The sequence below is a fragment of the Pseudomonas sp. IT-P44 genome (genome assembly GCF_949768225.1).
GTDB classification, from domain to species: Bacteria; Pseudomonadota; Gammaproteobacteria; order Pseudomonadales; family Pseudomonadaceae; genus Aquipseudomonas; species Aquipseudomonas migulae.
This window is the reverse complement of record NZ_CATKQM010000024.1, coordinates 91112-113347: the sequence shown is the minus strand read 5'-3', so window position 1 is coordinate 113347 and position 22236 is coordinate 91112. Positions and strand designations below refer to the sequence as shown.

At 55.7% G+C, this 22236-nt stretch carries 17 protein-coding genes and 2 pseudogenes; 10 read left to right on the top strand and 9 right to left on the bottom strand.

Going from position 1 to position 22236, the window contains the following annotated elements:
- Window positions 1-134: 134 nt before the first annotated feature.
- From ACM6IO_RS14070 to ACM6IO_RS14050, 5 genes and pseudogenes are all read left to right on the top strand, one after another.
- Window positions 135-1037: a dihydrodipicolinate synthase family protein gene (locus tag ACM6IO_RS14070; protein WP_230173445.1), complete on the top strand. Its 903-nt coding sequence runs from the start codon at window positions 135-137 to the stop codon at window positions 1035-1037.
- 1 nt (window position 1038) lies between these two features.
- Window positions 1039-2529 (top strand): aldehyde dehydrogenase, encoded by a 1491-nt coding sequence (locus ACM6IO_RS14065; RefSeq protein ID WP_414911678.1) that lies wholly within the window; start codon window positions 1039-1041, stop codon window positions 2527-2529.
- 184 nt (window positions 2530-2713) lie between these two features.
- Complete coding sequence (locus ACM6IO_RS14060) at window positions 2714-3727, top strand: GlxA family transcriptional regulator (RefSeq protein WP_414911677.1); 1014 nt, start codon at window positions 2714-2716, stop codon at window positions 3725-3727.
- 205 nt (window positions 3728-3932) lie between these two features.
- Window positions 3933-5021, top strand: a pseudogene (locus ACM6IO_RS14055) (cache domain-containing protein); the annotation flags it as partial.
- 90 nt (window positions 5022-5111) lie between these two features.
- The gene (locus ACM6IO_RS14050; protein WP_390620706.1) at window positions 5112-5879 is read left to right on the top strand and encodes a methyl-accepting chemotaxis protein; all 768 of its coding nucleotides are present in this window, start codon (window positions 5112-5114) and stop codon (window positions 5877-5879) included.
- A gap of 443 nt (window positions 5880-6322) precedes the next feature.
- Here ACM6IO_RS14050 and tnpB read toward each other — a convergent pair whose 3' ends face one another.
- The gene (tnpB, locus tag ACM6IO_RS14045) at window positions 6323-6625 is read right to left on the bottom strand and encodes an IS66 family insertion sequence element accessory protein TnpB (RefSeq protein WP_414911676.1); all 303 of its coding nucleotides are present in this window, start codon (window positions 6623-6625) and stop codon (window positions 6323-6325) included.
- A gap of 143 nt (window positions 6626-6768) precedes the next feature.
- Entirely contained in the window at window positions 6769-6954 is a 186-nt protein-coding gene (locus ACM6IO_RS14040) for a transposase (RefSeq protein ID WP_356687590.1), read from the bottom strand.
- A 104-nt stretch (window positions 6955-7058) separates the two neighbouring features.
- On the opposite strand from ACM6IO_RS14040, the pseudogene ACM6IO_RS14035 reads away from it, so the two are divergent.
- The 3 genes and pseudogenes from ACM6IO_RS14035 to ACM6IO_RS14025 all read left to right on the top strand — a co-directional run.
- Window positions 7059-7639, top strand: a pseudogene (locus tag ACM6IO_RS14035) (reverse transcriptase domain-containing protein); the annotation flags it as partial.
- 443 nt (window positions 7640-8082) lie between these two features.
- Window positions 8083-11532: an adenylate/guanylate cyclase domain-containing protein gene (locus tag ACM6IO_RS14030; RefSeq protein WP_414911675.1), complete on the top strand. Its 3450-nt coding sequence runs from the start codon at window positions 8083-8085 to the stop codon at window positions 11530-11532.
- Between the two features lie 116 nt (window positions 11533-11648).
- Window positions 11649-12668, top strand: coding sequence for a patatin-like phospholipase family protein (locus tag ACM6IO_RS14025; protein WP_414911674.1), 1020 nt, complete (start codon window positions 11649-11651; stop codon window positions 12666-12668).
- 195 nt (window positions 12669-12863) lie between these two features.
- On the opposite strand, the gene ACM6IO_RS14020 is transcribed toward ACM6IO_RS14025, so the two are convergent.
- The 7 genes from ACM6IO_RS14020 to choW all read right to left on the bottom strand — a co-directional run bounded on the left by ACM6IO_RS14020 (window position 12864) and on the right by choW (window position 20125).
- On the bottom strand, window positions 12864-12953 hold the full coding sequence (locus ACM6IO_RS14020; protein ID WP_414911673.1) for a hypothetical protein: 90 nt from the start codon (window positions 12951-12953) through the stop codon (window positions 12864-12866).
- A 586-nt stretch (window positions 12954-13539) separates the two neighbouring features.
- The gene (locus tag ACM6IO_RS14015; protein ID WP_414911672.1) at window positions 13540-14454 is read right to left on the bottom strand and encodes a LysR substrate-binding domain-containing protein; all 915 of its coding nucleotides are present in this window, start codon (window positions 14452-14454) and stop codon (window positions 13540-13542) included.
- Window positions 14455-14544: 90 nt separating this feature from the next.
- Window positions 14545-15681 (bottom strand): FAD-binding oxidoreductase, encoded by a 1137-nt coding sequence (locus ACM6IO_RS14010; protein ID WP_414911671.1) that lies wholly within the window; start codon window positions 15679-15681, stop codon window positions 14545-14547.
- 9 nt (window positions 15682-15690) lie between these two features.
- Window positions 15691-16947 (bottom strand): aromatic ring-hydroxylating oxygenase subunit alpha, encoded by a 1257-nt coding sequence (locus ACM6IO_RS14005; RefSeq protein WP_414911670.1) that lies wholly within the window; start codon window positions 16945-16947, stop codon window positions 15691-15693.
- Window positions 16948-17087: 140 nt separating this feature from the next.
- Window positions 17088-18026, bottom strand: a complete 939-nt coding sequence (locus ACM6IO_RS14000; protein ID WP_414911669.1) for a LysR substrate-binding domain-containing protein — start codon at window positions 18024-18026, stop codon at window positions 17088-17090.
- Between the two features lie 30 nt (window positions 18027-18056).
- Window positions 18057-19280 (bottom strand): choline ABC transporter ATP-binding protein, encoded by a 1224-nt coding sequence (gene choV, locus ACM6IO_RS13995; protein ID WP_414911668.1) that lies wholly within the window; start codon window positions 19278-19280, stop codon window positions 18057-18059.
- Window positions 19277-20125 carry a choline ABC transporter permease subunit gene (choW, locus tag ACM6IO_RS13990; protein ID WP_414911667.1) on the bottom strand — a complete coding sequence of 283 codons (849 nt, stop codon included), beginning with the start codon at window positions 20123-20125 and terminating at the stop codon, window positions 19277-19279. The genes choV and choW overlap by 4 nt, the downstream gene beginning before the upstream one ends.
- Window positions 20126-20718: 593 nt before the next feature.
- Between choW and ACM6IO_RS13985 the strand changes: the two genes are divergently transcribed.
- Both ACM6IO_RS13985 and ACM6IO_RS13980 read left to right on the top strand, forming a co-directional pair.
- Window positions 20719-21423, top strand: coding sequence for a TetR/AcrR family transcriptional regulator (locus tag ACM6IO_RS13985; RefSeq protein ID WP_003174082.1), 705 nt, complete (start codon window positions 20719-20721; stop codon window positions 21421-21423).
- Entirely contained in the window at window positions 21416-22201 is a 786-nt protein-coding gene (locus tag ACM6IO_RS13980) for a pyrroline-5-carboxylate reductase family protein (protein WP_414911666.1), read from the top strand. Before ACM6IO_RS13985 ends, ACM6IO_RS13980 begins: the two co-directional genes overlap by 8 nt.
- Window positions 22202-22236: the final 35 nt, after the last annotated feature.

Here is a 22236-nt window from a genome sequence, read left to right as displayed (position 1 = left end):
AAATGAAAACCTCATGAAACGTCCAGTGCTATAGCCGTTTTGCACAGAAACTCGATCGCTAGACCCAACCAGCCACATCACTAAGTTAACAAATATTTAGCCCTTGATTTACCTAGAATACTGGAGACAATACTTTGAACTTTGACGGCATTTTTACGCCTGCCATCACTCCGTTGTCTTCGGATGGCCAGATTAATTATTCGGCCTTTGGCGAGGTTATTGAATACCTGATCGAGTCCAAGGTTCATGGCATTGTTGTTGGTGGGTCGACCGGTGAGTATTACGCTCACACGGTAGCTGAGCGTGTAAAGATTGCTGGCCGTGCAAAAGATATTATCAACGGTCGTTTGCCGCTCGTTGTGGGTACCGGGGGGATTCGAACTGAAGACTCTGTCTACTTTGCCGAGAGGGCGAAGGAGCTTGAGGTAGATGCTCTTATGGTAGGTTCTCCTACTTACGCGCTGCCCACACAAAAAGAAATTGGCGCTCATGTCCTGGCAGTGGACAGAGCAGCTGGACTTCCGATCATGCTTTACAACTACCCGGCCCGGATGGGCGTCGCGATGGACGAAGAGTTCTTCGACGCCATTGCACACTGCAAGAATATCGTCGCTATCAAGGAAAGTTCAGGCGAGATGAATCGTCTTCATCGTCTGGCTCAATCGCATCCGTCAATCCAAATATCTTGTGGTTGGGATGATCAAGCTTTGGAATTTTTTGCTTGGGGGGCTCGCAGCTGGGTTTGCGCGGGTTCGAACTTCATCCCCCGCGAACATGTTGCGCTCTACGAAGCTTGTGTCATTGAAAAAGACTTCGCTAAAGGACGCCGCATCATGTCGGCAATGCTTCCATTGATGTTTTTTCTCGACGGCGGAAGGTTCGTTCAATCCATCAAGCATGGCAGTGAATTAAGCGGATTACATCCCGGTGGTGTTCGGGCTCCATTGCAACCATTGGAGGAGTCCGAGAAACAACAACTGAAAGAAATTATTCGAACCCTCAAACAAAACGTAGCCCAAATCATTGGGGAGGCTTGAAATGGCAGATCTTCTTAGTAAAGAGGCATATCGCGAACTTGCAGGTAAGCTTGAGTTGCGCAATCAGGCATTTATCAACGGAAAGTTTCGTGATGCGATATCGGGCAAAACGTTCATTACGACCAACCCAGCAACGGGTGACGTTCTAGCTGAAATCGCCGCGTGCGACTCTCGAGATGTCGACGAGGCCGTGGCAGCAGCCAAAGAGGCATTTGAGGACGCCCGCTGGCATTCGCTCTCGCCTTCTGCACGCAAGTCTGTATTGCTGCGTTTCGCTCAACTGCTTGAAGAGAATTCGCACGAATTGGCGGTACTCGAAAGTCTGGACAGCGGCAAACCGATTCGTGAATGCCAGAACATCGATGTTCCCGAAACAATTCATACGCTGCGTTGGCACGCAGAACTCATCGACAAAATTTACGATTCGACCGCGCCAGTGGGTTCGGGAGCCGTCACGATGGTCGTGCGTGAGCCCATCGGAGTCGTCGGTCTTGTTTTGCCGTGGAACTTCCCGCTATTGATGCTTGCCTGGAAAATTGGCCCATCGCTGGCAGCAGGTTGTTCGATCGTGGTCAAGCCCGCGAAGGAAACCACGTTGAGTACGCTGCGCGTCGCTGAACTGGCTTATCAGGCGGGTATCCCTGCGGGCGTGTTCAGCGTGGTGCCTGGTAGTGGCAAAGAGGCCGGTGAACCATTAGGCCGGCACGCGGATGTCGCGATGGTCAGCTTTACAGGCTCTACTGACACTGGCCGGCTGTTTCTAAAATATTCCAGTGAGTCAAACCTGAAGCGCATCGTTCTGGAGTGCGGAGGCAAGAACCCTGCAGTTGTGATGGACGACGTCGAGGACATTGATCTCGTCGCGCAGCACGTAGTGAATGGCGCCTTCTGGAACATGGGCGAAAACTGCTCTGCGTCCTCTCGCCTGATCGTTCATAGCGATATCAAGGACGATCTTTTGAAGCGTATCCAGGTTCACCTGGGCGATTGGCAAATGGGTGATCCGCTTGACCCTGAAAATCGCCTGGGCTCGATGATCAGCACCGCTCACTTTGAAAAAGTGCGTTCGTACATTGAGCACGCTAAAGACCAAAAGCTGGATGTGCTGGTGGGCGGGAGTACTACGAAAAATATCTTTGTGGAACCCACCATCGTTGATGGCGTAAGCCGTGATAGCCGGTTGTTTCAGGAAGAAATCTTCGGCCCCGTCCTGAGCGTAACAACCTTCAATACTGTGGATGAGGCCATCGATTTGGCTAACGACACGGCTTATGGATTAGCGGCGTCCGCGTACACCGGTAACCTGCGCAATGCATTGAAGCTTTCGCGCGGCATTCGTGCCGGAATCGTGACCGTCAACTGCTTCGGCGAAGGCGATGCATCTACGCCTTTCGGCGGGTACAAAGAGTCTGGCTTCGGTGGCCGAGACAAGTCCATTTGGGCTCATGATCAATACACCGAGTTGAAAACCATCTGGATCGATGCGTCCTGATTCAGATTAACGGTGTCTGGTTTGGAGGTCGCCTCAACTGTATTGGTTGGGGCGATCTTCGCGTTGAAATGACCGGCATTTCTGACCCGAGGCCCTATACGTAAAGGTAGTGGTAATAACGGAGGAAGGCCATTTTTCGCGGCTCGATTGTATCGTTTTATCTTATATAAAAGGGTGCCTCGAAGTGATAGAACAGCGAACTTTTTGTGGAACAATCAAAGGGAAAAACTTTCGCTATCTCAATGATGAGAAACCTACGAACGTTTCCCGTTCGGAGGTGGGCTTTATCCTTCTTGATCACTTTTCTCTGCCTTCATTTACCAACGCATTGGACGCGCTTGTGACAGCGAATCTGCTGCGGCCTGAACTCTTCAGTACCTGCACGTTTACGCTGAATGCGCAGGAAGTGATGAGCGACTTGGGCATCATTATCCGCCCGGATCAACAGCTTTTATCCTATCCACTGAGCGATCTAAAACTGTTGATCGTGTGTGGCGGGCTTCGGACGCCACTGCGCGCCGATGCTCATTTGTCCGCTCTGCTCAAGAAAGCCGCCGAGAAGGGAGTAGCGTTAGCGGGTCTCTGGAACGGAGCCTGGTTCTTGGGGCAAGCAGGTTTGCTGGATGCATACCGTTGTGCCATTCACCCGGAGCATCGGCCAGCGCTTGCAGAGGCGGCACAGCACAGCCAGGTGACAAGTGAGAGCTTTATGGTTGATCGCGATCGTTATACGGCGGCCAGCCCGAGCGGTGCGTTTCATATGATCCTGGGCTGGATCGGTCAATGTCATGGAACAGGCCTTGTTGATGGCATCTCGGACATCTTGGCATTTGAGGACTCACGGCATCGACGCCTGAATCCAACGCTCCACATTAAAATGGCGGCGCCTTTGAGAGAAATCGTCACATTGATGGAGGCGAATCTTGAAGAACTTCTGGATTTAGAGCAGCTGGCAGGCTGGGTCAATCTGTCCAGGCGCCAAATCGAACGGTTGTTCAGGGCTCAGTTGGGCACTACCCCACAGCGTTACTACCTCGAACTTCGGGTCACTGAAGCACGACGCCTGCTGCAGCATTCCGGTCTAACCATAGTGCAGGTCGCAGTGGCTTGTGGATTCGTCTCCCCGAGCCATTTCAGCAAGTGCTATACGGCTTACTTTGGGTATTCCCCTTCCCGAGAAACACGAATGGAATTTTGAATGTCGGAGCCCTTGGTCAGTTCTTGCTATGACTGCGCTCCAGCTGACAGATCCGAATACACAACTGGCCCAGTGCTGGGAATGGCAATCCGGCTGCGCCGACACTTTATATGTACCTCTATGTAATAACGGTCTTGCTGGGGCAGCATGCAGCAGGGTGCAGCTAATGTGACTTGCGATGTATGAAAACGATTACGGAGCTTAAATGAACATCAAGCAAAAGCTAACTGGGGCGTTCGCAATCATCGCGTGTTTGCCCATCATTGTTGTCGCCAGCATTGTCATCATTAATCTGCGCAACGAGGCCACGGAAAGTTTTGTCGAAAACAGTGGGCGCGAAATACGTCAGGTCGAGAACGGCATGCAATTGTTCTTCGACAGTATCAGCCAGAACATCGATTATCTTGCGTCCAATCCGCTGGTAGCCACCGCTGGTAACGGTCTCAAAAGCTCGTTGACGCCCGAACAGGAAAACCTGCCCGAGCCCGAAACGGGCAAGAACATCGTTGCGCTGTTTGATCGCATGGCGAAAAGCCACCCTTCTTATTCCTATATTTCCTACGGTCTAGCCAACGGCAGTTACGCGTTTTGGCCTGAGGGGCAGAAGCTCAGTAACTACGATCCTCGTGCGCGCCCTTGGTACAAGACCGCTCTGGCTAACCCGGGCAGGACGGTGCGCACTGATGCCTATTACTGGTCTGCCGACGACGCGGTGATGATCGCGACCGTACGTGCGATACCTAACGCCCTGGGCAACCCAGGCGGGGTGATGAGCATTGATGTGACACTCAAACAACTGACCAACATCGTCAAACAGATCAAGCTTGGTGAAACCGGCTACCTGATGCTGATGGAAAATAGCGGCAACGTGCTGGTCGACCCCAAGCAGCCCGAGCATAATTTCAAGAAGCTCGGTGAGCTGAGCGGTGGTTTTAGTGAGCTGGCCAAAACGCCCAAAGGTCTGACAGCAGTAGAGCTTAATGGCGAGCGCTACATGGCTAACGTCTATCCTGCTGACAAACTCGGCTGGAGTTTCATCGGCCTGATCAAGCAGGATGAAGTCATGGCTTCAGCCAATAAACTGACCTGGCTGATTGGTATCATCGCTGCGGCACTTGCTGTGGTCTTCGCGCTGGTCGGCGCTACTTTCGCGAGCTTTATCGTGCGCCCGATCAGCGGTGTGTCAAGCGGGCTGGAGGGGATAGCCCAAGGTGAAGGCGACCTGACTGTCACGCTGGCAGTGCGCGGCAACGACGAAACTGCCCAGCTAGCTCGCTGGTTCAACCAATTTCTGGGCGCGATCCGCAGCTTGATCCAGCACATCTCCAGGGCTGCCAGCAGCATACTTGCAGCATCGCATAGCTCCACTCAGGTGTCGGGTAATATGGCTGAGGCCGCCAACCGCCAACGTGAAGCGGTGGACATGGTATCCACTGCCTTCCACGAAATGGTCGCCACCGCTAACGAAGTCGCGCGTTCTTGCAGTCAGGCTGCCGAATCCGCCGACACAAGTCAGCAACAGGCACGCGACGGTCAACGGCAGATCGATGATGCAGTAGAAAGCGTTGACCGGCTCAGCGAAGAAATATCCCGCTCCGCGCAGGACATGACGCAATTAGAGCGAGACAGTAACGACATCCAGTCAATTCTCAACACCATCCGCTCTATCGCCGAGCAGACCAACTTGCTGGCCCTCAACGCCGCCATCGAAGCTGCGAGAGCGGGTGAGCAGGGGCGTGGCTTTGCTGTGGTGGCTGACGAGGTCAGGGCCTTGGCGAAGCGTACCGCCGACTCTACTGCCGAGATCGACAGCTTGTTGGGCAATCTGGCCCGGCGCACCGCCTCGGTGGCGCAACAGATGCATTCTAGCCTTGAGGTCTCGCAGCAGTCGGTGAGTAAGATTGGCCAAGCTCGCACCAGCTTTGGCCAGATTCGCGAATCGGTGGACGTCATCCGCGATATGAACACCCAGATTGCCACCGCCGCCGAAGAGCAGCATCAGGTGGCCGAAGACATCAACCGGCACATCAGTCAGATTCATGGTGATGCACAACTGGTGGTCGAACTGGCGCAATTATCGCGTACTGACTCGCAAAGCCTGGCGTCGCTATCCAATGAGCTGGACGGTCTGGTGCGGAAGTTCCGCACCTGATGACGTGTTCTGGCTTTAGCTGGGATTTACGCCATCGTCATTCCCCGCTAAACGGCTACACGTACCCGGTGTCATATATGTGTGGTCAAGCAACGACGTAGTATCCAACGAACGGGGGCACTGCCCGAGCCTGTGTGGAGCGGTGAGGAGGCCAGTGGCGAGTTGGTGGGGCCGTGGCAAAGCGGCCTCGCCGACATCAGGAGGGAAGTACTTAACATCTGACCCATTACACTCCGCGCAGAGCTGTTTCGTCTGGACGCCCAGCGCTGCAGTTGGTCGGGATTCCGGCGCGACTCCGTCATCAGTTCGGGTTTGAGACAGCCCTCATACAGTAGTTCGCCTACCCGATGCTCAATGATATGGTCGCTTTGGTTGAGCAGGCTTGCAGTGCGCCTGATCATGACAGGCGTTATACGATGGAAATCGCACTGCCTGGCCCGACTCTATGCCAAGGGCAAGCCCAGCACCAGGGCATGCAGTTGTTCGGCACCTAATTCCATCTGAGAGCCGTGTCGAGAACCCGGCCAGAAGAACTTGCCTTGATGCAGGCGGCGCGCCGCCAGCCAAATACCGAACCCGTCGTGCACCAGCACTTTAATGCGATTGGCGCGGCGGTTGGCAAACAGATGAGCGCAGTGCGGCTGCGCCGCACCGAACTCGGTGACCAACCGCGCCAGCGCGGTTTCAGTACCGGCGCACATGTCCATGGGTTCGGTGGCGAGCCAGATGGCGTCGATGCGAATCATTGCAACAGATCTCGAAGGAAGGTTGCGCAGGCAGCCGCGCTATCGGTCGGCCAGTTCACTTTGACAGTGCCACACGGATGCGGGATTTCAACGCAGATAGTCGATGATGCAGCTTGCGAATTTGCTCCGGCTAGCTGCATGGGTCACGGAATAAAAGCAGGTTGCAGCTCCGTGTTTTTTTGCGTTTGCACCCGAATCCATTTGTGGACGAGGTTCGCATTGAGGCTATGGCTCAGCGAGACGCTGGCAATCGAGGTGCCGGGCTGGGCGCACTCTTGAATGACTTGGACTTTGAAGGATTTGGAGTAGGAACGGCGTTGTGGCTGCATGAAATACCCGCTTAAAAGGCTAGAACCGGTGCCCACTTAAATTTAAGTGCACACCATGTCGTAGATGACTTCGCCGGACGGATACTGACGGTCGACGAGTTGACGGCTACGTGAAACAGTATTGGCCGATTCTCAAGAACCGATTGCTGGCCGGCGAATACCCCCCGCAAGGTGTACACAACGTCGAAATCCCCGAACTCAAAGGCGGAACCCGGCAGTTGGGCATTCCCAGCGTCGTGGATCGCCTGATCCAACGGGCACTGCTGCAACAGCTCACGCAGCTCTTCGATCCGCTGTTCTCGGGCTACAGCTACGGTTTTCGTCCGGGCAGAAGCGCTCACCAAGCGATCGAAACCGCACGCGGCCATGTGGAGGCGGGTGTGGAACTTGATCTGGAAAAGTTCTTTGATCGAATCAACCACGACATCCTGGTGGCCCATGTGCAGCTTCACGTCGAAGACAATCGGTACTCAAGTTAATCCGCCGTTATCACGAAGCCGGGGTGATGTCGGGCGGGATCACCAGCCGCCGGCACGAAGGGGCGCCGCAAGGCGGCCCCCTCTCGCCGTTGCTGTCGAATATCCTGCTCAACCAACTCGACCGCGAGCTGGAGCGGCTGGGTCATTGCTTCGTGCGTTATGCCGATGATGTGAACATTTTTGTGCGCAATCAGCGGACTGGCGAACCACTCCGTCCAGAAAATATTTTTCAATGACTCAACTCGCGCTTTCCACGGTATCCGCACAACACTCTCCACAGTGCTCAACGATCAGCAGGACCAAACTTTACGATCGGCGCCATACCAGGGCAGAAGATTCGCCAACCTTCAAGGTCCGTTACTGATGGGGGATAGCGCCGGTGAGACAGACCAACTGCCACTTGCGGATCACTTATGCAGAGATCATCCTGAATCGTACCCAAGTTGTGTGTTGAGGCGTGGCCGCCTACCAGGATTCCTGTCGACTTTCGGTAACCGAGTCGCGGATGTATAGCAGCTGTTTACGCGCTGCGTAGCCCGCGCAGCGATGATGTGTCACGCGGATATCGACGACAGGGGAGATCGCCTCATCCGATCGCGTCTTGCCGCCAGCGGATCCGGCGCCTAACGATTAGAAGCAAGGAGGTCGTATGCGCTGTGCAAACTGCGGATTCGAGAATCCCTCCGGGGCCAGCTTCTGTGAAGCGTGCGGCGCCAGGCTGTCTTGCAGCTGTTCGCGCTGTGGCCACGAGGCGGGCCTTTCCGACAAATTTTGCAGTGAATGCGGTGCACCGCTAACCGATGCGTCTGCTGCGCTATCACCGCGCTCCCGGCCTGTTTCAGAGCCTTCTCCAGCGCCCATTCATTACACACCCCACTACCTTGCCGAGCGCATCCGCGCCGAACAGGCCGCCATGGAAGCCCGGGGCGAGACCGCCGGAGAACGCAAGACCATCACGGCACTGTTTGCCGACATGGCTGGCTCTACGGCGCTGATCCACGACCTCGATCCGGAACAGGCCCAGCGCCTGATCGAGCCTGTTGTCGCGATGATGATGGAAGCTGTCCACTACTACGAAGGCTACGTGGCCAAGACGCTGGGCGATGGCATCCTCGCGCTATTCGGCGCCCCCATCGCCCATGAGGACCATCCGCAGCGGGCGCTGTATGCGGCGCTACGGATGCAGGAGGTGATACACCGACATGGTGACCGCATTCGTCTGGAAAAAGGTATTCCGTTGCAAATCCGCGTTGGCATCCATACTGGAGAGGTCGTCGTGCGTTCGATCCGCACAGACAATTTACACACCGAGTACGATCCGGTCGGGCACACGATCCACATTGCATCCCGGATGGAGGGCATCGCCGCGCCATCGTCAATCCTGGTGAGCGAGTCCACCCACAAGCTGGCGGAGGGCTATTTCGAGTTCAGGACTCTGGGGGCCACCCAAGTCAAAGGCATTCCCGATCCGCTTGTCGTGTATGAAGTGCAGGGTCTCGGCGCGCTGCGCACGCGCCTGCAACTGGCGGCACATCGCGGGCTGGCCAGGTTCGTCGGCCGCCAAGTCGAACTTGATCACCTGCATCAGGCACTCTATAAGGCCAAAGCGGGCCACGGGCAGGTCGTCGCGGTGGCAGGCGAGGCGGGGGTCGGGAAGTCGCGGCTGTTCCATGAGTTCAAGGAAGGCTCGCGGCGCGGCTGTCTGGTGCTGGAGACTTTCTCGGTGTCGCACGGCAAGGCCTTTGCCTATTTTCCGCTCATCGAGCTTCTGAAAAGCTATTTTCAGATCACTGCACTGGACGACGAGCGGCGGTGCCGGGAAAAGGTCATGGGCAAGACTCTGACGCTTGAGCGCAGCTTCGAGGATCTTGTGCCCTACCTGCTCTATCTGCTGGGTATTGGCGAAGGCAGTTCGGCGCTCGCGGAAATGGATCCTCAGATCCGGCGCGATCGCATCTTCGACGCGATTACGCAACTTCTGGCGCGCGAGAGTCGCGATCAGCCGATCGAACTGCTGTTCGAGGACTTGCAATGGCTGGACCGCGAGACCGAAGCATTCCTCGCGTGTCTCATCGACCGCGTGGCGAGTGCTCCGATCCTGCTCCTCGTGAACTACCGGCCCGAGTATCAGCCTGCGTGGACGCGCGCGGGTCATTGCAGTCAGCTTCGGCTCGAACCGCTGGGCCCGGCCGAAGCCCAGGGACTGCTCGCGGCCCTGCTAGGGGACGATCCCACCCTCGTGCCCCTCAAACAACTCATCCTGGAGAAGACGGAGGGCAACCCTTTCTTCATGGAGGAAGTGGTGCAAACGCTGGTCGAGGATAGCTCGCTGCTCGGTGAACCCGGCCGTTACCGGATCGAGCAAACTCCTTTTGCGCTGCATATTCCCACCACCGTGCAAGGTGTGCTCGCTGCCCGTATCGACCGGCTCCCCGTTGCGCAGAAGGAGTTGCTGCAGACGCTCGCCGTCATCGGCAAGGAGTTTGCGTTCAGTCTGATCCAACGCATCTGTGATGGACGTGGCGCTCGGAATGACGACGATTTACGCGATCTACTGGCCCGACTGGAGGCCGCGGAGTTCATTTACCAGCGGCCTGCATTTCCGGAGGTGGAGTATTCGTTCAAGCATGCCCTGACCCAGGAGGTCGCGGGCCACTCGCTACTCACGGAGCGGCGGAGCGCACTGCACGAACGCACGGCGCAGGCCATCGAGGCACTGTTCCCCACCCGCATCGCCGATTATTGCAGCGAACTGGCGCACCACTACAGGCTGAGCGGCAATGTCCCGAAGGCCGTGGAATACCTGCACCGTATCGGGCAACAGTCCCTCCAGCATTCAGCCCATCTCGATGCGATGCGTCACCTCGGCGCGGCGCTGGAATTGCTCGAGCAATTGCCCGACACGTCCGCGCGTGCTCATCAGGAACTGATGTTGCTGCTCTGCCTGGGACCGGCGTTGATGGCTGCCCGAGGCTATGGTGCGCCCGAGGTGGAAGCCACCTACACCCGTGCACTGGCGCTATGCGCGCAAGTAGGCGACGACTCGCTTTTCCCTGCGCTGATGGGGCTGCGGATGTACTACGAGTTGCGTGCGCAATACTCAACGGCATGCGAACTGGGTGAGCGACTGCTCAGTGTCGCGCAAACTGCGCAGGATCCGAACTTGCTCGTGGGAGCCCATGCGGCGCTCGGGGCGACCTTGTTTTTCCAGGGAGATCTGCGCAATTCCCTTGACCACAACGAGCAGGCGCGTGTTCTCTACAACCCGGACCTTCATCGCACACATGCCATCAGGTACGGCATGGATCCGGGCTACGCCCTGATATTTACGGCCTTGTGTCTTTGGCACCTGGGTTTCCCCGATCAGGCAAGCACACGCAGCCAGGAGGCCCTTGCAATGGCCAAGAAGGTTGCCGACACGTTCAGCCTGGCCTTCAACCTGTCTGCTACGTCGATACTGGGACAGTTTCGGCACGACGTACAACTCGCCGAGGAGTGTGCTGATGCCGCCATCAAGCTTTCACTCGAACAAGGGTTTCCGTATTACTTGGCGTGGGGGACTATTCTCCAGGGTTGGGCTCGCACCGAGCAGGGAAACATTGACGAGGGAATCGCTCAGATAACCCAGGGTATCGCCAATTACCAAGCCGCCGGAGCAGAGCTTGGGTGCTCTTATTTTCTGGCTCTGCTGGCCGCTGCTCATGGGCGCGCCGGGCAACCGCAGGCAGGATTGGATGTCGTGACCGACGCTCTGGCTATGGTGGACAGAACAGGCGAGCACTTTTACGAAGCTGAACTGTACCGGCTCAAGGGAACGTTTACCCTCCAATGTCCGGGTGAAGACAGACAGGATTCTTCCGTGCAGCAGGAAGCGCAAGCATGCTTTCACAAGGCGATCTCGGTCGCTCGACAGCAAGGTGCAAAGTCACTCGAGCTACGAGCCACAGTGAGCCTTGCTCAGCTTTGGGAAACACGAGACAAGGAGGCGGCCAGGCAGATGCTGGCCGACATCTATAGTTTCTTCACCGAAGGCTTCGACAGCGTTGATTTGCTACAAGCCAAGGCGCTGCTCGATGCATGGGCATCAAACGGGGGGTGAACGATCGATGACGCTTGGTGCTGAATGAAGCAGCGGCGTGTCGTCGGCAAGTGCGTGACGGGGCGAAGCACTGCGCCAAGCACCCGATGCGGCCAGCACCGACGAGGAGACCAAGAATGACCACGAAAAAGCCGGTCGCGCTGGCGTTGCAGGGCGGCGGGATGCACGGTGCGTTCACCTGGGGCGTGCTCGATCGGTTGCTCGAGGACGGCAGGCTTGCCATTGAAGGGGTGAGTGCAACCAGTGCCGGCGCGATGAATGCCGTCGTGCTGGCCTACGGCATGCTGCAGGGTGAAGAGGCCGGCGCGCGCCAGGCGCTGCATGATTTTTGGTCCGCGGTGGCGCAGTCCGCCGAGCGGCATAACCCGTTGCGCTGGGCGCCATGGTTGAAAGGGACGCACAGTTTCGGGCTGGACTATTCGCCCATGTATGCGTTTGCGGACATGGCGCTTCGTATCTTCTCGCCTTACCAGTTCAATCGCCACAACTTGAATCCGCTGCGCGAGGTGCTGGAGAATCAGGTCGATTTCGCCGTCTTGCGCAAGCAATGCCCGCTCCACCTCTATCTGTGTGCGACCAATGTTGAGACGGGGAAGATACGCATCTTCTCAGGCGAGGACGTCTGCGCCGAAGCGGTGCTGGCTTCGGCCTGTGTGCCGACATTGTTCCAGGCGATCACGATCGACGGCCAGCATTACTGGGATGGCGGCTATATGGGAAACCCGGCGATTTTCCCATTGATCTACCACTGCAATACGCGCGATGTGGTGATCGTCCACATCAACCCGCTCGTCCGCCCGGGCGTGCCCATGACAGCTGCCGACATCCTCAATCGCATCAATGAAATCAGCTTCAACTCGTCGCTGATGCGTGAGATGCGCACCATCGCTTTTGTCACCGACCTCATCGAGCAAGGAAAGGTCGAGCGCGACGAGATGAAGGAGATGCTGATCCACTCCATTCGGTCCGACGCAGCGATGTGCGCGCTCAGCGTGTCCAGCAAGTACAACGCAGACTGGGACTTCCTTTGCGGGTTGCGCGACAACGGACGACGCGAGGCCGATGCATGGCTCACCGAGAACTATCGGAATATTGGCGAACGGTCGAGTATCGACATCCGAAAGGAGTTTCTTTGAACGCCGTCATGAGACGGAAAAAGGTGGCTGGCGCCGGCATGGACGGTCGCGCGATGACGACGGTGCTGCGTCGCCGCGCTCGCCTAAATGCTACGGAGTTTAAGCTGTCTCGATTTTAAGAAGAGGATTGTCGGCAAGTACGGTTTCGAACAACAGCGTTGGTTTTTCTAGCAAGTAATCTTTGAGTCTAGCTTTCTACCGAGATCCTTCGACCTGAAAGGTCCAGATGTTAATGTCATCTCCATGTTTCCTGTGAACCTTCAGTTTTTTGAACTGCGTCTGCACCCAGCGCCATTTCGCAATCTCTTAGTCTGCACCCTGTGAGATACCAGGAAACTCCTGAGCATAGCTTTGGAAAATTTCGGGTGTGACCAGGAATCCGGTACACGTCCACCGTGTCCACCGTGTCCACCTTGGCCTTGCTGGCATTGATGGATGCCTTCCTTCCTTGCGCCAATCCTAGATAGCCTGGCCAGGTTTATCTGCCCCCTGACCCGGTATGCCGCGCGTGCATATGGGCGCTGACAAGATCACCCTCAACAACGTTCTGCCGGTCGCCGACACATGGGCGCCGGGCCTGACACGCCTCCGGCGGCCAACAGACTTGGACGGCATGGATCGTCGGAAGACGACATCGGGCCGGTCGGCAGCTGAGTGCGCCGCCACCCACTATATTTGCGACCATCGGCAGGTCAACATTAAATCCGGGTTAAGCCCTGCGACGCCAATCTATCTGGTCGCAGATCATTCCTGCCGGAAATCTGTCGCTCGCGCCGCCATCGATCGCATTAGCCCGCTCTTCACGCTGTTGGCCGCTCATGCTTTTGGGGGCAGAGGTGAGCCGCATACGAGCCGCACCCATGACTATTACTCAAACGTCGACCGTCTCCGCCAGATGCGCCATCAGCCACTGGCGAAAGCGTTCGACGCTTTGTCTATGTGGGGGCCGACCTTGAGGTTCCAGCAGGCAGAACTGAGCGTCTGTGCACAGGGTGGTTTGCGTCGGTCGAACGAGGTTGCCAGTTTGCAAGTGGTTGCTGAGTAGGCCCGACCAAGCCAAAGCGATACCCTGGCCAGCCAGCGCTGACTGAATCAACATTGAATAGCTGTTGATATTGATGCGCCGCCGAGGTTCTGGAGCTTGGTAGCCAAGACGTTGAAACCATTCCTTCCACCCAATCCAGTCTCGTTGCGGGTCTTCAAACCATAACCAGGTACACGCGCCTAGCTGCTCTAACGTATGAATCTCTGGATGCTGCGCTAGAAAGGCAGGGCTGCAGACCGGGAAAATTTCTTCGTTGAACAACGGAGTGACTTTCATGTTTTTTGGTGGGGTGCTGCAGTAGTAAAGCGCCAGGTCGCAGTCTAGCCGGGAAAAATCACTGACTTGATCCGTCGCGATGATGCGCAGATCAATCTCCTCATTCTGGCGTTGGAACTCCGATACGAGAGGCAGTAGCCACAACGATGCCATCGCCGTGCTGGTAACGACAGTTACCTGCCGGGCGCCTTGCCAATGGAGCATTCCCGCTGTGGCATGGGCGATTTGCTGCAGCGTATCGCGGACGCTTTCGTAATATTGGTTGCCCGACGCGGTGAGCTTGATTTCACGGGTCGTACGGGTGAAAAGCGCCGTGCTCAGATAGTCTTCGAGCAAACGAATCTGACGGCTGATCGCGCCTTGAGTGACGTTTAGTTCGCGGGCTGCCAAGGTGAAGCTCAAATGGCGGGCCGCGGCTTCAAACGCCACCAGGCTATTGAGTGGCGGCAAGGGTTGCAGCTTCATCAGGTAGGGTCACTGTATTTTTGATTTTGCACCGTGCACAGATATTGTGCAGAAACCAGGGTGTAGTGACTACCTGTTAATGATGTAAGACTAGAGATCAATGACCAAGTCAGAAGTGGGCTTGCTGCAGCAAAGCAAGCGCAAGCCCTTGTCGATCTCACGTTGTCTGATCCCTCCGTTGTGGTTCATTTCCACAGTACCCTTAAGCAGGGCTGTTTTGCAGGTGCCGCAAACACCCTGACTGCAGGAGGACGGTACGATTGCGCCGGCTTTTTTGGCAGCACTCAGCACGGTCTGATTACCCGGCATGCTGAACGTCCTCCCCGAGCGTGACAGGGTTACCGTAAACACGTCTTGCTGATCGGACGGAGAGGCTTGCTCGATCAAAGGTTCTTCATTCAGTACCGTAATGTCGAAGCTTTCCTGATGGTAGTGGTCGAAATCGAACGCCGCTTCCCTGAGAACTGATTTGACTGCCTCCATGTAACCCTGGGGCCCACAGGTAAAGATTTCCCGTGCCTGGAAATCCGGCACTTGCTGGCTTAACAAAGGCAAATCGAGTCGGCCTATAGGCTGTCGCCATTCGGCGGTATCGCCAAATCCTTCGCAAATATTTATGACCCGCAGCCCTGTCATACCAGCCTGCATACGTTTCAACTCTTCGTGAAAGATGATGTCTGCGGGGGTGCGGGCGCTGTGCACAAAGACGATGTCGAGGTTACCGGCCATGTCAGCGGCGGTGCGGGTCATCGACATCAAGGGCGTCACGCCGGAGCCAGCCGACAGGTACAGCAACTTGGCGGCAGGGTGACCAACCGGTGTAAAACTGCCCGCTGGGCCGGAAGCCCGCAGGTTATCGCCCGGCTTGAGATTGTCGTGCAACCAGTTCGATACTGCTCCGCCAGGCACCCGCTTGACGGTTATGGAGAAAGCAAACGGGCGGGTGGGGGAGGACGAAAGGGTGTAACACCGAGCGATGGTTTGCCCCCCGATGATGGGAGAAATGGTGATGAATTGACCCGGTTCGAAACTCAGTGCGCTGAAGTCTGCACACCGAAAGATAAAGGTCCTTACATCATGGGTTTCCTGCCGTACGGCGCAACACTGCAGCGTCTTCTGTTCGCCGCTGTTCCATTGCGAGCCGCACGCGCCCCAAGTCATTGGGTCGGTGAAACGCTGGACTGCATCGATGTTTTTGGCTGGTGGTAAATTTTCGAAAGTTGTCATGTTCATTCCTCAGACGCCATGGGCGGCAAGACGCGCGGCGTACCAGCGAGAGAACTGGTCAACATAGGTTTCGGTGAAGGTAGAGAACGGCCCAGGCGTGTAGGCGGGATCCTGGGTCCCACTATGGGTAATGCCGACGAGGCTGGCGTCCTGTAAGTTTGTCGCTGCCCATACTTCGATCAGCTTATCTACTTGATAGTCGACGCCCTCGACGGCCTCTGCATGTACCAGCCACTTGGTCCGCACCAGGGTTTTATCTGGAGCCAGCGGGATGATGTAGGAAACGACGGCGTGGTCGCTCATGATGTGAGTCCACGAGTTGTGTGTCCACAGGTGCATGTCGCCCAAATCGCGGCGGGTAAGGTTGCCAAACAGGCGGGTGCATGCCACGCGCGTATCGAGGGTCTGCGATTCGCCATTACCTGCAATTGCCAATCGCTGGGAGCGGAATTGGGTCACCGTTTCTTCATCCAGGTGTTCAACGGCGTCACAAATATAGCCTTCGCTTTCCCAGTTACTCTTGGTGTCGGCATTGCGGCGGTGATATTCCGCCAGTGCCTGAAGTGAATCTTCACCAAGCCCATCCGTGCAAAATCCAAAGTCTTCGGGCAAGAAAGAGGCGGTCAGTTCAGGATGGGTGGCAGCGCAGTGGTAGCACTCGCGATTATTCTCTATCACCAACTTCCAGTTCCCGTCCTCGATGATCTCCGATTCGTAAGCAATCTTCGAATGGGTGATGTCATATTGAGCGAAGCGCGGCGTCATGGTCTGATCAAGGTACAAAATGTCTTCTGGCGGCTCGTCGCCCAGACAAACGAAGACATGGGTACCGATGACTCGAGTATGAACAGGGATCAGGCTTTTGCATTTAGGATCAAAACTCTGGCCCATGTGTGCCGCATGTTTCAGGCTTCCATCAAGATCGTAGCTCCATTGATGGTAAGGACAGACCAGCATGCCCACGGTCGATTTACCTGCCTGCTTCAAACGAGCCCCGCGGTGACGGCAGACATTTCGAAAAGCCTGTACCTGCTCGTCATCATCACGCACCAGTATGATGGACGATTTTCCGATATCGATGGTAGAGACATCGCCTGGTTCGGGTGTGTCGCCCGAGACACCGACCAAAATCCAATGTTTGTTAAAAAAGATATCTACGTCGGTTTCAAAAATATCTTGGCGACCAAACAAGCCGCCAGGCATACCATGCCCAAGCGTGCGGTCGGCTAGTAGTTCGCGATGGGTTTTCACGGTATTTAGAGTCATTATCGATCTCGCTTAAACGTACAGTCGTAAGTGACGGCAGATACAGTATCGAAAGGCAGTTTTACTCCGTCAACGCGCTTTATTCTCACGTTCGCATAACTCTGTGTTATGCGAAAAGTCGCGTTATAAATTTATAGTTATCAATAGCTTGAGTGTCGGTCTTCTCGCAGCCAGTCGACCAGGGTGTGCGTTATTGAACCAGGCTCTCGACCGGTTGGAACGACTACGTAGTAAGCGTCTTTTGGTTTGACGGTGTACGGCGTTATTCTGACTAATTCACCGCTGTTGAGTAAGTGCGTAACCAGTCGGCCCCATCCGAGTGCAATGCCATATCCTTGACGAGCGGCCTGGACCGCATCGCTATAAGAGCTGCAACGAAGTGAGTAATTAAGTTTGGGGCGCGTATCTCCGAGTTCCCGACACCAACTGTTCCAGGTCATCCAGCCTTCAAGGGTTGAATCTGAGTCAATCAGCGCCACGTCCAGAAAATCATCGATCGATGCAGGTGCCTGGTGTACCGCCAGCCAGGAGGGGGAACACACCGGAAATACCTCCTCATCGAACAAGAAGATTGAACTTCCGTCCTCCCATTTCCCATTGCCGAAACGGATTGCCAGGTCGACGTCATCACGATACGAACTCGGGGACAGCAGTTGCGTAATTAATCGCAACTTAAGCTTGGGTTGATGGGTACGAAGCTGGGTCAATCTGGGGAGCACTCTCAGATGAGAAAACGCATCCGTGCATGCAATAGCTATTTCCCGTTCACCGATCCCCTCGGAAATTTTGTCGAACACACTTGCCATTCTATGAATGGATTCCGTGACGACCGAATGAAGAATATAGCCCTCCTGAGTTAATTTAATTGCACGATGAAGTCGATGAAAAAGCCTGGTCTCCAAAGTGTCTTCCAACAACTTGATTTGTTTGCTGACGGCTGCCTGCGTTACGCCCAGCTCTTGAGCGGCCAGGGTAAAGCTGGCAAGCCGCGCCACCGCTTCGAATTCCAGTAAAGCAGTCATGGACGGTATCAGCCGCCGATAGCCTTTGACTTTTTTATCGATATTTCCGGGTTGCATAGGTGCGTTCCAAAGCTAATGCAGGGTGAGTCAAGCTACTGAGCAGTCCGCTATTGATTCGAATGGAGCAGGACGCGATAGGTCATGCCCAAGGAGTGCTCGATACAGTTCGCCATTGCCCAATACGCCTAGAACCGTATCAGCCTCATCCTGCACGATCAGTGGATGGCCGGTTTCATAGCGAATCCTAAGCGCGTCTCGCATGCTGGTATCCGGCGGTACCGAAGTGACCTGTCGACTTAGCGGCCCGACTCCCTTGGCGGGATTCCATCGTTGGACTTCCGCGACTGAGGTTCCGCGTCGAATGCTGGTTAAACGACGGGATTGATTCACCGACATCCAGAGGTTTTGAATCGTATCCAGGCAATATTCTTCCCGGAAGAAAACGCACTCATCCAGCGTGCTCATCAGACTTTTCGCACATAGAACATTCAACGGGTTCGTATGGGCGACGAAATTACGAACGTAGTCATCAGCCGGATTCAGTACGATTTCTTCGGGCTTGCTGTACTGAATGATCTTGCCGTCTTTCATGATGGCAATGCGTGTACCCAGTTTCAGCGCTTCGTCCAGGTCATGGCTGACGAACACAATGGTCTTGTGCAATTTGCGCTGCAGATCGAGTAATTCGTCCTGCAGGCCCTGGCGAATTAACGGATCGAGTGCGGAAAAGGGCTCGTCCATCAGCAGAATATCGGCATCCATCGCTAGTGCGCGAGCCAGTCCTACGCGCTGCTGCATGCCCCCTGACAACTCGTCCGGCCTCTTGTTGCGCCATTGGGTCAGGCCCACCAGCTCAAGTTTTTCATCGACCAGCTTGCGTCGTTCATTCTCCGGGCGGGCCTGCATTTCCAGGCCGAAGCTGATGTTTTCGCGAACCGTCAGCCAGGGCATCAGGGCGAACTTCTGGAACACCATGGCAATGCGTTTGGTGCGCATCATCTTCAGTTCGGCGGGGGTGCAGGAGGCAATATCGATCTGCCGACCTTCGTGCTCGACGAACAGCTTGCCGCGGCTGACGGTGTTCAGGCCGTTGATGCATCGCAATAGGCTTGATTTGCCGGAGCCAGACAGGCCCATGAGCACGCAGATCTCACCTTTGTTGATTTCCAGGTTTGCCTTCTCCACACCCACGATCAAGCCAGTCTTCTTGAGAATGTCTGGGCGCGAAAAGCCTACGTCAAGCAAATCCAGGGCGGGTTTTGGACGGTTGGAGAAGATGACGTCGACATCTTCAAAACGGATGATGCTCATACGTCACCTCTTCTCACGGTTTCACGTTGCTTGCAGATTCGGTCGAGGGTGATAGCCAGCAGCACGATCGCTAGGCCTGCTTCGAAGCCCATGGCGATATCGGCGGTGTTCAGTGCGTTGACCACCGGTTTGCCAAGGCCATCGGCGCCCACCAGTGCCGCGATGACCACCATGGACAGCGACAGCATGATGCACTGGGTGATGCCGGCGGCGATGCTGGGCATCGCATGCGGCAGTTCGATGCGCGCCAACAGCTGGCGGCGTGAGCAGCCGAAGGCCTTGCCGGCGTCCATTAACTCCTCCGGAACATCGCAGATACCCAGATAGGTGAGGCGGATCGGTGCGGCAATGGCGAAGACCACCGTGGATATCAATCCTGGAACGACGCCCAGGCCGAACAGCGTCAGGGTCGGGATCAGATAAACGAAGGTGGGCACGGTTTGCATCAGATCGAGTACTGGCCGTAGGGCTGCGTAAAACCAAGGTCGATGCGCGGCGACGATGCCCAGCGGTACGCCGACGATCACGCATACGAGCGTGGCGAATGTCACTTGGGCAAGGGTTTCCATGGTCTCCTGCCAGTAGCCGAGATTGAATATCAGCAGGAATGAGAAGGCGACAAAGAGCGTCAGGCCCACCTTGCGCTGGATGTAATAAGCAAGAAGGGCAAATAACGCTATCAAAGCCAGGGGGTTGAACCAAAGGAGGGCGCTGGTAAAAACAGTGATGATTCCAGACAGCGACAGCGATATGGAATCGAATACGCCTGCACCATGCTGAGTTAACCAATCGACATACCGGGCGATATGTTCACCCAGTGGAAGCTTCTCTTGTGTAATCCACATATTACTCATCCGGCTGATGGAAGAAATAACTCACGAACACAATCGCTCGGGCACGGCTCAGCACAGCTGATCCAAACGCACGGTGTGCTTGAACGCTTTGTTGTCGATGGGCGACGGCAAACTACCTGACGGGGTTTCGGCTTTTTTCTGGCTGGAGCATCTATTACCTCGCTTCAAACAATTGATAGTTGTGCGCCATAAGTCAGGCGGCACAAAATGGCTTCGCGATAAATTCGCTCTAGCAGTTATCGAAGTTTGGGCAGTCAATGAGTAACAGATGTGAGGTGAGACAAAGTCGGTCGCCCCGGCATTCTTTGGCCGGATGTCGAACTCTTTCAGGGGCGTGCACTGCAAGATTCATAAATGGCGGCTCGTTGTTGTTTTGGTTTGAAGTCCTTGCCTGTAGGAGATATTTATCTAGCTGCGCGTCGCTGACAAACCATTTTATGTCAACGTCTCATGACTTTTTATCATTAATGACATTGGACGTTAGGACTCCGCAACCTTGGGAAGTCAATTGAATGTACCAAGGTGTACATTGGACGTTCATCCGAGTACATTCGCGTTACGCATTATTGAAGAAGGTAAGCAAGATGCCTCAGGTAGGGAAGGCACGTGGTAAGGCGCAGGATGCAGGCTGGCGTGGGTCGCCGGAGGGTTGGCTGGAAGCTGCCTATGATGCCCTGAAGGAGTCCGGCATCGATGCCGTTCGGGTCATGCCGCTGGCCAAGCGCCTTGGCTTGTCACGAACCAGCTTCTACTGGTTTTTTGAAGACCGTGAACAACTGCTGGCCGCTTTGTTGACACGCTGGCGGGAGACCAATACGGGAGGATTGATCCGGCAAAGTGAAAGCTATGCTGAAAGCATCTCCGAGGCGATCTTGAATGTCTTCGAGTGCTGGCTCAACCCGCAACTGTTCGACTCGCAATTCGAGTTTGCCGTGCGCAGCTGGGCGCTTCAGTCAAATGAAGTTGCTCAAGAAGTCGCTGTCGTCGACGAGCAACGAATGAACGCTCTGGCCAGCATGTTCAAGCGCTTTGGCTATGACAGCCAGGCTGCTGATGCTCGGGCCCGCACGATCTATCTGACCCAGATCGGCTACATCACCATGAACACGACTGAGTTGATCACCGTGCGCTTCCAACGCATTCCTCATTACGTGAGTATTTTTACCGGCAAAGTCCCCAAGCAGCGCGAGCTGGATCGTTTCTATGGCAAGTTTGGTTATGCCGAAAAGGAGCCCGGAGTTTTCGTACCCTTGACAGACACCTTCGAGGAGACGCCTGCAGATGTTTAATGAGACGCTGGGCATTATTGGAGGAACGGGCTGGTTGGGCGGGGCGATCGCCAAGGCAGTGCTGGCGAAAGCGCTGGTACCAGCTGGCAATCTTGTCATCTCTAATCGTTCGGGCAGCCACCCATTGGCGCAATACGGCGTTGGCCTGGTCGCTGATAACCAGGACCTGGTGGATTGCAGCGACGTGGTCATCATTGCGGTTCGACCCGAGCATTTCGCCAGCCTGAACATCAATGCGACGGGCAAGACAGTCATCTCTCTGATGGCCGGGATTACAGCGCACGCCATTGCTGCGCAGACCTCGGCTTCGGCGGTCGTGCGGGCGATGCCCAACGCGGCGGTAGAAATCGAGCAGTCCTTCACGCCCTGGTATTGTTTTGGAGAGGTTGAGGGCGCGATAAAGATTATCGTGCAGCGTTTGTTCGAATGCGTCGGCAGTGCGGCTGAGGTTCAGCAAGAGGACTTCATTGATTATCTCTCGGCGCTCTCGGGCACGGGGCCGGCTTTTCCTGCCTTGCTGATGACGGCGCTGGCCAATCAGGCGATGGTTGCCGGCATACCGGCTGAAATAGCGCAGCTTGCCGCGAAGAACGTTGTTGTAAACAGCAGCCAGCTGTTGGCCAGCCACGATGCTCAACAGATGATTGATGCCTTGGTTGCCTACCGCGGAGTGACGGCTGCGGCTTTGCGAACGATGACGCAAGGTCATTTCGAAGAACAAATTGGTAGGGCGTTGCTAGCCGGTGCTGCCGTTGCCCGCAGAGGGCTAACGGCCTGATAAACCGAAGCCCCTTACAGGGGCTTCGGTAAGTG

What these genes read in the sequence shown, in the direction of transcription:
- ACM6IO_RS14065 (WP_414911678.1), top strand. Translation starts at nt 1,039, where the DNA reads ATGGCAGATCTTCTTAGTAAAGAGGCATATCGCGAACTTGCAGGTAAG.
- ACM6IO_RS14050 (WP_390620706.1), top strand. Translation starts at nt 5,112, where the DNA reads ATGGCTGAGGCCGCCAACCGCCAACGTGAAGCGGTGGACATGGTATCC.
- tnpB (WP_414911676.1), bottom strand. Translation starts at nt 6,625, where the DNA reads ATGATTCGCATCGACGCCATCTGGCTCGCCACCGAACCCATGGACATG.
- ACM6IO_RS14040 (WP_356687590.1), bottom strand. Translation starts at nt 6,954, where the DNA reads ATGCAGCCACAACGCCGTTCCTACTCCAAATCCTTCAAAGTCCAAGTC.
- ACM6IO_RS14030 (WP_414911675.1), top strand. Translation starts at nt 8,083, where the DNA reads ATGCGCTGTGCAAACTGCGGATTCGAGAATCCCTCCGGGGCCAGCTTC.
- ACM6IO_RS14025 (WP_414911674.1), top strand. Translation starts at nt 11,649, where the DNA reads ATGACCACGAAAAAGCCGGTCGCGCTGGCGTTGCAGGGCGGCGGGATG.
- ACM6IO_RS14015 (WP_414911672.1), bottom strand. Translation starts at nt 14,454, where the DNA reads ATGAAGCTGCAACCCTTGCCGCCACTCAATAGCCTGGTGGCGTTTGAA.
- ACM6IO_RS14010 (WP_414911671.1), bottom strand. Translation starts at nt 15,681, where the DNA reads ATGACAACTTTCGAAAATTTACCACCAGCCAAAAACATCGATGCAGTC.
- ACM6IO_RS14005 (WP_414911670.1), bottom strand. Translation starts at nt 16,947, where the DNA reads ATGACTCTAAATACCGTGAAAACCCATCGCGAACTACTAGCCGACCGC.
- ACM6IO_RS14000 (WP_414911669.1), bottom strand. Translation starts at nt 18,026, where the DNA reads ATGCAACCCGGAAATATCGATAAAAAAGTCAAAGGCTATCGGCGGCTG.
- choV (WP_414911668.1), bottom strand. Translation starts at nt 19,280, where the DNA reads ATGAGCATCATCCGTTTTGAAGATGTCGACGTCATCTTCTCCAACCGT.
- choW (WP_414911667.1), bottom strand. Translation starts at nt 20,125, where the DNA reads ATGTGGATTACACAAGAGAAGCTTCCACTGGGTGAACATATCGCCCGG.
- ACM6IO_RS13985 (WP_003174082.1), top strand. Translation starts at nt 20,719, where the DNA reads ATGCCTCAGGTAGGGAAGGCACGTGGTAAGGCGCAGGATGCAGGCTGG.
- ACM6IO_RS13980 (WP_414911666.1), top strand. Translation starts at nt 21,416, where the DNA reads ATGTTTAATGAGACGCTGGGCATTATTGGAGGAACGGGCTGGTTGGGC.